Raw genomic sequence first — 9,348 nt, forward strand, 5'->3', positions numbered from 1 at the left:
CTGCGCGACGTACTGGATCAGTGGCAGGCCGGTATCGCCGGACACGAACCGCGGCGGGTGGCCGAGTTGTTCACCGAGGACGCCATCTTCCAGGGTCTGCACCCCTACAGCGTCGGACGGCGGGGCGTCTTCGACTACTACGACTCACAACCGATGGGGCTGACAGTCTCCTACCGGATCGACGAATCCCGGCGGCCGGCCGACAACGTGGTCCTGGGGTATCTGCGCGCCGACTTCAGCAGAGCGGACGGCACCCGGATTCCGCTCAACCTGAGCGTCCTCGTCACACGCGACGAGGACGGCTGGCGGATCGCGTTCTACCAGGTGTCGCCGCGTGCTGACTGAGCCACGCTGGTGGTGGGCTCGGCGTTCACCGGGAAGTTGACCGAATTGTCGATGAAGCACATGCGGTGGGCTTCGTGATGCAGCGTGTCGGCGTCGTCGACCCGGTCCGCGCTGGTGATGGTCACCCGGGGCCGTAGCGTCACATCGACGAAACTGCCACCGCCCTCGGCGGTCTCCGCCATCGTGCCCACCGGATAGTCGCGGTAGACGGTCGCAGTGATGCCGTCACGGGCGCACAGTGCCAGGTACCAGAGCATGTGGCACTGCGACAGGCTGGCCACGAGAAGTTCGTCAACGACGCCTGCGGAAACCATTCGGTGCGCTACGGCCGTACCAGTGACCACGTGGTGTCGCTTGACCTGGTGACCGTCGATGGCGTTCGGCTCACCGCCACCCACACCGAGCTGCGGGCCACCGACCCCGCCACGGTGGCCGCCGGACCCGGATCGCCGAGGATTTGCGGTCGCTGACCGCTGCCCACCTGTCGGAGTTCCGGCGCGAGCTCGGGCGCATCCCGCGCCAGGTGTCCGGATTCCATCTGGCGAACCTGCTGCCGGAGAACGGCTTCAACGTGGCGCGGGCCCTGGTCCGCAGCGAGCCAAGGCGCGTCCTGGAGCGGACCGAGGCCGGTTGGCGTCCGCGCGGCGCGCTGCCGCCCGAGGCGACCGTGCAGGCCCACTGGCACGAGTACGCGGTGTTCGGCACCGCGGTACAGCGCAGGGCCCTGCACGCGGTCGGCATACCGGAGGTGCGCGAGGCGACCGGATGCTGCGGCGCGGCAGGCAACTTCGGTTTCGATGCGGCTCACTACGAGGTCAGCATGCAGGTCGCCGAGCAGCCCCTGTCCCCCGCGCTGCGGGACACCGCCGCGGACACCGTGGTTCTGACCGATGGATTCAGCTGTCACATGCCGGTTCGGCAACTGCTGCCGGGCAGCGCATCACTGCATCTTGCCGAACTCCTGGATCAGGCGACGGACTTTCCCGCGGCTAGGAGTGTGGGTCGGTAACCCTTCGATCAAGTGAGGCTCAGAGGAAGACGTCTCCTCCGTTCGGTGACAATGTCTGCCCCACGTAGTAGCTGCCCGCTGAGGAAGCGAGCAGCAGTGCCGTAGGCGCTATTTCTTCCACCTCGCCGACTCGTCCGAGTGGCAGGGACGCTCGCTTGTCGGTGAGCCATTCGTCGCTGTGTCCACGCAAGAGCATGGTGTCGACCGGTCCCGGGGCAATTGCGTTGACCAGCACGCCGTAGGGTGCGCCTTCCACTCCTAGCGCGCGGGTGAATCCGACGACACCAGCCTTGGAGGCGCAGTAGTGTGCCAACCCGGTCGCACCCTTGTAGGCGAGTTGAGAAGCGACATTGATGATTCGCCCCCAACCCTTCTGAGTCATCGGCCCGTAGAACGCATGGGACACCAGGTAGGTGCCGCGAAGATTTATTCCGATGACTCGATCCCATTCGGCGGGGTCTACGTCGTCGAACGGTCGATCGCCGCCTCCGACCCCTGCGCAGTTCACCACGATGTCGACGTGACCTATTGTCTGCTGTGTCCATCGCGCAAGGTCGGCGACCGCGCTCTCCGACGATACGTCACAAGAACGGGCCCACACCTCGTGCCCTGCGGACCGCAAAGTGGTTGTCACGCCGTCGGCGCGCGCATGGTCGCCGGCGTGGCACAGCGCGACCGCCGCGCCGTGCTTGGCGAAGATGTCGACGATTGCCGCGCCGATGCCTCGGCTACCGCCCGTGACGAGGGCGGTGCGGCCGGTCAAGTCGAAGGAGTCACTCACTGTCAGAGGCCTCCCGTAGCAACCATTCCGCATAGGCGCGGATCCCGTCGGACAGCGACCACCGCGCCTCGAATCCAAGTTCGAGTTTCGCGCGTTCCGGGCACAGGGGGCCTTGCCGGTCGGGGTCGTCGGGGTCGGGGCCGTCGCCCAGGCGGGCATTCACGCCGGGAACGACGTCGGAGGCCACCGTCGCGATTTCAGCCATGGTGAGGTAGGAGTTGCCGGTCACGTTGAACGTGCGGCTGGTCGGCGATTCGATATCCCAAGCGCGCACAAGTGCTTCGGTAGCGTCCTCGATGTAGAGGTACTGCCGGGGGAAGTCGCTACCAAAGGGCAACACCGTCGCCGAGCCGGTGAGAGCGTTCTGCAGCAGGGTACGGATGTAGCACGCCGTGCGCCGGCCGGGGCCGTAGACGGTACCGATCCGCAGGGCGATCCCGTCGACACCGTGCTGGCGGGCGTACGAACTGACCAATGCCTCGCCGGCGACTTTGGTCGCCGCATATACGTTGGTCGGTGAGGTCGGAGTGGTTTCTGGCACCGGTCCGTCGGCGGTGTTTCCGTAGACGGTGATCGAGGAACAGAACACCACCCGCCGTAGAGCGTGTTCTCGTGCTGCCTCAAGAATGTTCGTGGTGCCGACGATGTTGGTGTCGATGATTGTGCGGGGCTGGTCGCGGGCGAGCATGGGCCCGGAGATCGCGCCGCAGTGGATTATTCCGGTGACTTCGTGTTCTGTCACGAGAGCGTCGATGGCGAGCGGATCGGTGGCATCGCAAGCCACTATCTCCGAGGTTCCGGGGTGGATGTCGGTCGCGATGACCTGGGTCCCGCGGTTGCGCAGCTGCCGCATCACACTGCCGCCGAGTAGACCGGAAGCGCCGGTCACGAGCACGACGTCGGGGCGTGCGCCAATGTTGGTGTTCATGTCAAACTTTCTGGAGGAGCGTAATTTTCAGGTCAATAGAGCATTGTCGAGCGGGTGTGTCGGCAAGAACCGCCCCACCGGGCCGGGATCGTGGAAACCGTCGTGATCGAGCACCACCTCGCCATTGGAGATCACCTCTGTCGGCCATCCGTGGAGCGAAATTCCTTGGTAGGGCGTGTAGTCGGTGGCCATGTGCAGATCCGCCGCGTCGGTGACGCGGGACGCGGCCGGATCCACGCTGTAGAAATCGGCGTCGGCACCGGGGCCGATCCACCCCTTGCCGTGCAGTCCGTTCAACCGGGCGGCGTTGGTGGAGGTGAGTGCGACGAAACGTTCCAACGACACCCCCGCGCGGGTGACCAACGCGGTAAATGTGGCCGGGATTCGGGTTTCGACGCCGGGCAGGCCGTTGGGCATGTGTCGGACGTCATGACGTGTCGCTGATTTCTGTTCGAGACTGAAACAACAGTGGTCAGACCCGATCGTGTCGACATCGCCGACCACTGCCGCGGTAACCAGGTCCTGACGCAGGTCCTCGCTGCGCAGCGGCGGGCAGCAGACAAACCCTTCGGCACCGGGCTCGCTGTAGACCGAGTCGTTGAGGAGCAGATAGTGCGGACAGGTCTCGGTGTAGGCGCGAAGCCCCTCGCGTCGTGCCGCGCGGACTTGCGCGATCGCCTGTGGTGTCGATTGGTGTACGAAGTACACCGGTGCCGAAAGGTGGCGCGCCGTTGCCAGCACCTGCGCGACAGCCGCATTCTCGGCAATCGCGGGCCGGGTCTCGGCAAGATGGGACGCGTCGATTCGGCCGGCGTCGGCGCAGAGTGCCAAGGCGTCTTCGATGACGTGGTCGGCTTCAGCGTGGACGTAGCCCATCCCTCCTTGCCGATGCAGACTGCGCAGGACCTCCAGGATCGTGTCCGGCTCGACCATCCGCACGCCCCGGTAGGTGGTGAACATCTTGATGGTGCGGATCCCCAATGACGCCAACTTGACGATCTGATCGGGCAGTTCCGAATCCCATCGGACCAGGCCGCCGTGCAGAGCGTGGTCAATACGGGCCGTCGCACCTTCGGTCAGGCGCCGCCTCGCACAGTCGACGGGTGTCTCGTCGCCGGCCTCGGGGATGGCGAAGTTGACGAGGGCAGTGGTTCCGCCGTGCAACGCAGCGATTGTCGCGCTGAGATAGTCGTCCTGTCCGGCGTGGGCGCCGACGATCTCGCCGATGTGGCAGTGCGGGTCGACACCACCGGGAAGGAGAAAGCGGCCCTCCACATCGAGGGTTCGACGGGCGTGCGGCGGGGACACGTCTGCAGCCAGCAGAGCCTGGACGCGACCGCCGTCCACGACCACGGTGGCGGCCTGCCGATGGGAGGCGTTGACGACCACACCGCCGACGACAACGAGGTCGACGAGGTGTTCGGGCGACTGATTCATGCGTTCACCGCCGCGGGTGCGCGCAGGTTGCAGTCGTCGACGCCGAGGCGGATGCAGATGGCCGAGAGCGCGATGAAGATCGATCCTGCGACGATCGCCGACCAGGACATCTCGACGCCGAAACCAAGCATGACGGCGAGGATTCCCGATCCGCAGATGCTGCCGACCGGGGCCAAGGCGTGGGCGAGGTTGGCTCCGCTTCCGCGGGCCTGCTCGGGGAACGACTCCCCCATGTAAAACAGCAGCGCGGCGTAGGGCCCGAGCTGGAAGAAGAGGAACAGCGAGTAGGCGATGAAGACGAACAGTTCGTCGTTTGGTCCCACGAGGAGCACGACACTGAGCACCGATGCGATCAGCCAGCTGCGCATGATGGTATTGCGCCGGCCCACCCGGTCGCCCAGCCAGCCGTGACACAGGTATCCGATGAAGGCGGCAATGTTGGACACCACCAGGATGATCAGGCTCCGCTCCAGCGGGATGCCCTTCGCTTGAATCAGTACGGTGGTTCCAAGAACGGTGAACACCTGATTTCCGAACCAGTTGAACAGCCACGCGCCGCAGGTGGCAAGGGTGTGTCTGCGCAGGCCGGGGGCGAACAAGACTCGGAATTCTCGGGTCAGGTTGCTCTTCCAGCCGGGGTTGGTGCCGGTCGCCTCGACGGGTGCGACCGCCCCCTTGTGCGCCGATTCGGGCAAACGCATGGCGAACGGAATGATCGCCACCGTCGAGACGGCCGCAATGGCGAACGACCATCGCCAGCCGATCAACGGTAGCGTCAGTGCGCAGACGCCTGCACCGAGCAACGCGCCGATCGGCCAGCCGCTCTGTACCAGGCTGTAGATCAATCCGCGGCGCTTGACGTTCTCCAGCATTTCGCTGAGGTAGACCGCGTTGACCACTTCTTCGGACAACGAGAGCCCCGACAGTGCGCGGACCACGATGAGGCTGGCGGCGCCGATGGCGGCACCGGTGAGGCCGGCGACGAGTGCACCGCCGACCATCATGATGATCAACGAACGTTTGCGCCCCACGCGATCAATCAGGAATCCCGGAATCAAGGACACCAGGAAGATACCGACCTGACAGATGGTGTTGATGGTGGTGGCTTCTGCCGGTGTCCACCCGAAGTCTTCGCTGATGGCAGGTAGGAGCGTGCCGAAAAGCGTGAAGTCGTACACCGACATGATCCAGGCAAGGGCACAGATCGTGCACACGTAGACCAACGACCGAGTCGAAGGTTGCCTCGCTTCGACATCCCTCCCGGCATCCTGTTCGTTGAGATCCTGCGTCATCAGGTGCTCCAGATCCTCTTCTCGCAAAAATTATGAAATGGCTTGGTGTCCATGGGACTTCGGCTGACCGTGCCGACTGTTTCGGTGCCTGGAGACCGGGGTTCCGACCACCAGGGTCCTTCAAATATGTGAGCTAGGTCATCACACTTCAAATTTCTTGTCAACAATTCGGCGTAATTTGATTGACAAAACTGTGGGGTCTTGCATACTCATTGAGTGCCTCGAGGTCGACAACACGCGCCGTTGTGGTATCCCTGAGGCTGTGTGTTCACGACCGATATCCACAGAGCGGCGCCTCAACGGCAGACCGTCATGTCCACGCTGAGGTTGCGCGAGCACGACCCGCGCAGGCGCAACACGATGGAGCGGAGATCATGTCCGATTCATTGAATTCTCGGCCAGACCACGGAAGCGGCGCAGCTTCAGCTGCGGGACCATCCGGTGGTCCCGACAGCCGCACTCACCAACAGCGGCTACCGGGCGAGGAAATCTACCAGCGCATTCGTCAATCGGTGCTGCGCAATCGAATCGGGCCCGGGACGAAACTCGCCGAAGTCAAGCTCTGCGAACTGTTCGGCGCCAATCGAGAGGTTGTGCGCCGAGTCCTGTTTCGGCTCGCTTCCGACGGGATCGTCGAGTACTACCCCAAGCGGGGCGCGTTCGTGACCAGCCCCACAGACGTGCAGGTAGCGCAGGTTCGCGACGCACGAATCGCTATCGAAACCGATGTGGCAGCGCGGGTTGCGGATCGAATCGATGGTGAAGATCTGGCCAGCCTCGGCGCCATTACCGACCAGCAGAGCACCTACAAGGAGTCCGGCGACATCGATGCTGCGGTGGAACTGTCGAATACCTATCACTTAGCGCTGGCCCAGATCGGGGGCAATCCCTTCTGTGTCAAATATCTGGAGGAGCTGACAGCGTTGACGTGTCTAGCGCTGGCAAAGTTCGAGGTTCCCGCCTCCCAGCGTTGTCTCATCAGCGAACACGTTGACATCACCGCGGCGCTACGCCGTCACAATGGTGCACATGCTGCAAAGCTGATGAGGGCGCACCTGATCAGCGTCCACGACGCAATCCTTCAACATGCCCAACGGCCCACGGTCAGTGGGGACTTGAGCAGCCTGATCGTCGGCACCGACGCGATCGACAGCAACTGGCGCTCGAGGCTCGGCTGAGGGCCAGGCAGGGCCTGCCCGCCAAGGCGGACCGAGTCGGTCCTAGCTCAGCGCCGGAATGACCTTCTGCTCGAACAGCTCGATACCGGACCGGTCGTAGGCGGCCTCCGGGAAGTAGAGGATCGCGTACTCGCACCCGAGGTCGCGGAGCCGTTCGAGCTTCTCGACGACCTGTTCGGGTGTGCCGGAGGCGGATTCGGGGGCGCTCATGGTCGAGAGCATGGCGTCGACCGCGGCCGGATCGGCGACCCGGGTCTGTCGTTGCCTGATCCGTTCCACCCGCGCCTTGACATCGGCCTCGGATTCGCCGATGACGGCGTTGAAGTTGGCCGACCGGACGATCGCATCGTAATCGGTGCCGACGTCCTTACAGTGCTCGGCCAGGATCTGCGATTTGTGGGCGAACACCTCGGGGGCGCAGGTGAAGTTGGTGTACTGCGCGTACTTGGCCGCGATGCGCAGCGTCACCTTCTCGCCACCGCCGGCGATCCACATCGGAAGACCGTTGTCCTGTAACGGTTTCGGTGCGACGATGGCGTCGTCGACCTGATAGTGCCTGCCGTCGAAGCTGACCCGGCCGTCGCGCCAGGCGTCACGCATGATCTGCACGCCCTCGTCGAGGCGGCCGAGCCGCGCCCCGGCCGACGGGAAACCGTAGCCGTAGGCCCGCCACTCGTGTTCGTACCAACCGCCACCGATGCCCATCTGTACCCGGCCGCCGGAGATTACGTCGGCGGTCGCGGCGACCTTCGCCAGATAGACCGGATTGCGGTAGGACATGGCCGTACACATCTGGCCCAGCTTGATCCGCGATGTTGTCGCGGCGTACGCCGCCATCAGCGACCACGCCTCGTGGGTGGCCTCATCGGTGGGTACCGGAACGGTGTGGAAGTGGTCATAGACCCACAGCGAGTCCCAGGCGCCCGCGTCGGCGTATTCGGCGAGCTCGCGCATCACCGGCCAATGTCGCTGTGTGGGAATGTCTACGAGATCGAGCCGCCAGCCCTGCGGAATGAAGAGTCCAAAGCGCATGGCACCCGACCTTACGACGGGGCGCGCCCGCGCGGTAGGACGAATATCGATCGTGTCCGGTCACTTGCGGGTTGTCGCCGGCTGCGCCGCATGTCACCGGGCCCACGTAACCTGGCGATCATGGCCCTTTCCAAAGAAGAACGTGAACAGTTCCTGGCCGAGCCTCATATCGCCGCACTGTCGGTGTACGCCGGTGACAAGCGTGGTCCGCTGACCGTGCCGATCTGGTACCAGTACACCCCCGGCGGCGAACCCTGGGTGCTGACCGGGCCCGGCTCGCGCAAGCATCGGCTCATCGAGGCGGCCGGCCACTTTTCGTTGATGGTCGAGCGGCTGGAGCCCACGGTGCGCTACGTCGCTGTCGACGGCGCCGTCAGCCGGATGGAACCGGCCCCCGAAGAACTGCTGGTCGAGATGGTCAAGCGTTACCTGCCCCCGGAGAAGGTCGAGCCCTATCTGGAGTTCTCCCGCAGTGAGCACGGTGAGAACGTCGCGGTCTACCTCAAGCCCGAGCACTGGCTGTCGGCCGATCTCGGCACCCTGTGACTGCCATGGCCGAGCTGTCCGATGACGTGATCGCGTTTCTGTCCGAGGGCACCCGCACCGCGGTGCTGGGGTGGGTGGCCGCGGACGGCAGGCCGCTGGCCGCGCCGGTGTGGTTCACGGTGGACGACGGCGAGATCGTCTTCAACACCGCCAAGAGCGCTGCCAAGGGGCGGGCGCTCGCGCGCGATCCCCGCGTGGTGCTGTGTGTGCACGACGACAAGCCACCGTTCTCCTTCGTCCAGATCCAGGGTGTGGCCTCGGTCGGCGAAGACCCCGACGAGCTGCTCGCGGTCGCCACCCGGATCGGCGGCCGGTACATGGGCGCCGATCGTGCCGAGGAGTTCGGCCGGCGCAACGGCGTCCCCGGTGAGCTGGTGGTGCGGGTCAAGCCGACCAAGGTGAACGCCGGATTCGACGTGGCGAGCTGAGATGGCCGAGATCTCCGCATTCGCCGAGTTGCTGTCCCGCGATCACGGGTTGTGCGTGCTGAGCACCCTGCGCGGCGACGGCAGCGTCCAGTCCTCGGTCGTGAACGCGGGCGTCATGGCCCACCCGCGCACCGCCGAGCCGGTCGTCGCGCTGGTGGCGATCGGTGGTTCGCTCAAGCTGCGCCACCTCCGCGCCGATCCCCGCGCCACCGTGGTTGCCCGCGCCGGCTGGCAGTGGGCCGCCGTCGAGGGCACCGCCGAGATCATCGGACCCGACGACCCGAGCCCCGGTGTCGACGCCGAGGGTCTGCGGGTGTTGCTGCGCAACGTCTTTGCGGCCGCGGGCGGCACCCACGACGACTGGGACACCTA

At 65.1% G+C, this 9,348-nt stretch carries 11 protein-coding genes and 1 pseudogene; 6 read left to right on the forward strand and 6 right to left on the reverse strand.

Annotated elements, in window-relative coordinates; genetic code table 11:
* A partial coding sequence (locus tag ACWDTP_RS34890; RefSeq protein ID WP_450027793.1) for a hypothetical protein occupies positions 1–345 on the forward strand: 345 nt, incomplete at its 5' end.
* Here the strand turns inward: ACWDTP_RS34890 and ACWDTP_RS34895 are convergent.
* Positions 318–602, reverse strand: a complete 285-nt coding sequence (locus ACWDTP_RS34895; RefSeq protein ID WP_450027794.1) for an OsmC family protein — start codon at positions 600–602, stop codon at positions 318–320. The two genes, ACWDTP_RS34890 and ACWDTP_RS34895, sit on opposite strands and share 28 nt — an antisense overlap.
* A 36-nt stretch (positions 603–638) precedes the next feature.
* Here ACWDTP_RS34895 and ACWDTP_RS34900 point away from each other — a divergent pair.
* Positions 639–1,354: pseudogene (locus tag ACWDTP_RS34900) on the forward strand (hypothetical protein); the annotation flags it as partial.
* 19 nt (positions 1,355–1,373) lie between these two features.
* Here the strand turns inward: ACWDTP_RS34900 and ACWDTP_RS34905 are convergent.
* Genes ACWDTP_RS34905 through ACWDTP_RS34920 form a run of 4 tightly spaced genes read right to left on the reverse strand, consistent with a single transcriptional unit; the run spans position 1,374 to position 5,792 of the window.
* Positions 1,374–2,117 (reverse strand): SDR family NAD(P)-dependent oxidoreductase, encoded by a 744-nt coding sequence (locus tag ACWDTP_RS34905; RefSeq protein ID WP_450027795.1) that lies wholly within the window; start codon positions 2,115–2,117, stop codon positions 1,374–1,376.
* A 10-nt stretch (positions 2,118–2,127) separates the two neighbouring features.
* Positions 2,128–3,063 carry an NAD-dependent epimerase/dehydratase family protein gene (locus ACWDTP_RS34910; protein ID WP_450027796.1) on the reverse strand — a complete coding sequence of 312 codons (936 nt, stop codon included), beginning with the start codon at positions 3,061–3,063 and terminating at the stop codon, positions 2,128–2,130.
* A 27-nt stretch (positions 3,064–3,090) separates the two neighbouring features.
* Complete coding sequence (locus ACWDTP_RS34915; RefSeq protein ID WP_450027797.1) at positions 3,091–4,500, reverse strand: amidohydrolase family protein; 1,410 nt, start codon at positions 4,498–4,500, stop codon at positions 3,091–3,093.
* On the reverse strand, positions 4,497–5,792 hold the full coding sequence (locus ACWDTP_RS34920) for an MFS transporter (RefSeq protein ID WP_450027798.1): 1,296 nt from the start codon (positions 5,790–5,792) through the stop codon (positions 4,497–4,499). The genes ACWDTP_RS34915 and ACWDTP_RS34920 overlap by 4 nt, the downstream gene beginning before the upstream one ends.
* Positions 5,793–6,166: 374 nt before the next feature.
* Here ACWDTP_RS34920 and ACWDTP_RS34925 point away from each other — a divergent pair, with 374 nt between their 5' ends.
* On the forward strand, positions 6,167–6,970 hold the full coding sequence (locus ACWDTP_RS34925) for a GntR family transcriptional regulator (protein ID WP_450027799.1): 804 nt from the start codon (positions 6,167–6,169) through the stop codon (positions 6,968–6,970).
* A 42-nt stretch (positions 6,971–7,012) separates the two neighbouring features.
* Here ACWDTP_RS34925 and ACWDTP_RS34930 read toward each other — a convergent pair whose 3' ends face one another.
* Entirely contained in the window at positions 7,013–8,002 is a 990-nt protein-coding gene (locus ACWDTP_RS34930; protein WP_450027800.1) for an LLM class F420-dependent oxidoreductase, read from the reverse strand.
* A gap of 120 nt (positions 8,003–8,122) precedes the next feature.
* On the opposite strand from ACWDTP_RS34930, the gene ACWDTP_RS34935 reads away from it, so the two are divergent.
* The 3 genes from ACWDTP_RS34935 to ACWDTP_RS34945 all read left to right on the forward strand — a co-directional run.
* A complete protein-coding gene (locus ACWDTP_RS34935; RefSeq protein ID WP_450027801.1) occupies positions 8,123–8,548 on the forward strand; it encodes a pyridoxamine 5'-phosphate oxidase family protein in 426 nt (141 codons plus the stop codon).
* Between the two features lie 5 nt (positions 8,549–8,553).
* Positions 8,554–8,976 carry a PPOX class F420-dependent oxidoreductase gene (locus ACWDTP_RS34940; RefSeq protein WP_450027802.1) on the forward strand — a complete coding sequence of 141 codons (423 nt, stop codon included), beginning with the start codon at positions 8,554–8,556 and terminating at the stop codon, positions 8,974–8,976.
* A gap of 1 nt (position 8,977) precedes the next feature.
* Positions 8,978–9,348 (forward strand): pyridoxamine 5'-phosphate oxidase (locus ACWDTP_RS34945; protein ID WP_450027803.1); only part of this gene is annotated, 371 nt, incomplete at its 3' end.

Source organism: Mycobacterium sp. NPDC003449 (assembly GCF_053588415.1).

Excerpts from the sequence above, each read along its gene's own strand:
- ACWDTP_RS34935 (WP_450027801.1), top strand. The coding sequence starts at position 8,123 with ATGGCCCTTTCCAAAGAAGAACGTGAACAGTTCCTGGCCGAGCCTCAT.
- ACWDTP_RS34920 (WP_450027798.1), bottom strand. The coding sequence starts at position 5,792 with ATGACGCAGGATCTCAACGAACAGGATGCCGGGAGGGATGTCGAAGCG.
- ACWDTP_RS34925 (WP_450027799.1), top strand. The coding sequence starts at position 6,167 with ATGTCCGATTCATTGAATTCTCGGCCAGACCACGGAAGCGGCGCAGCT.
- ACWDTP_RS34940 (WP_450027802.1), top strand. The coding sequence starts at position 8,554 with ATGGCCGAGCTGTCCGATGACGTGATCGCGTTTCTGTCCGAGGGCACC.
- ACWDTP_RS34915 (WP_450027797.1), bottom strand. The coding sequence starts at position 4,500 with ATGAATCAGTCGCCCGAACACCTCGTCGACCTCGTTGTCGTCGGCGGT.
- ACWDTP_RS34910 (WP_450027796.1), bottom strand. The coding sequence starts at position 3,063 with ATGAACACCAACATTGGCGCACGCCCCGACGTCGTGCTCGTGACCGGC.
- ACWDTP_RS34895 (WP_450027794.1), bottom strand. The coding sequence starts at position 602 with ATGCTCTGGTACCTGGCACTGTGCGCCCGTGACGGCATCACTGCGACC.
- ACWDTP_RS34930 (WP_450027800.1), bottom strand. The coding sequence starts at position 8,002 with ATGCGCTTTGGACTCTTCATTCCGCAGGGCTGGCGGCTCGATCTCGTA.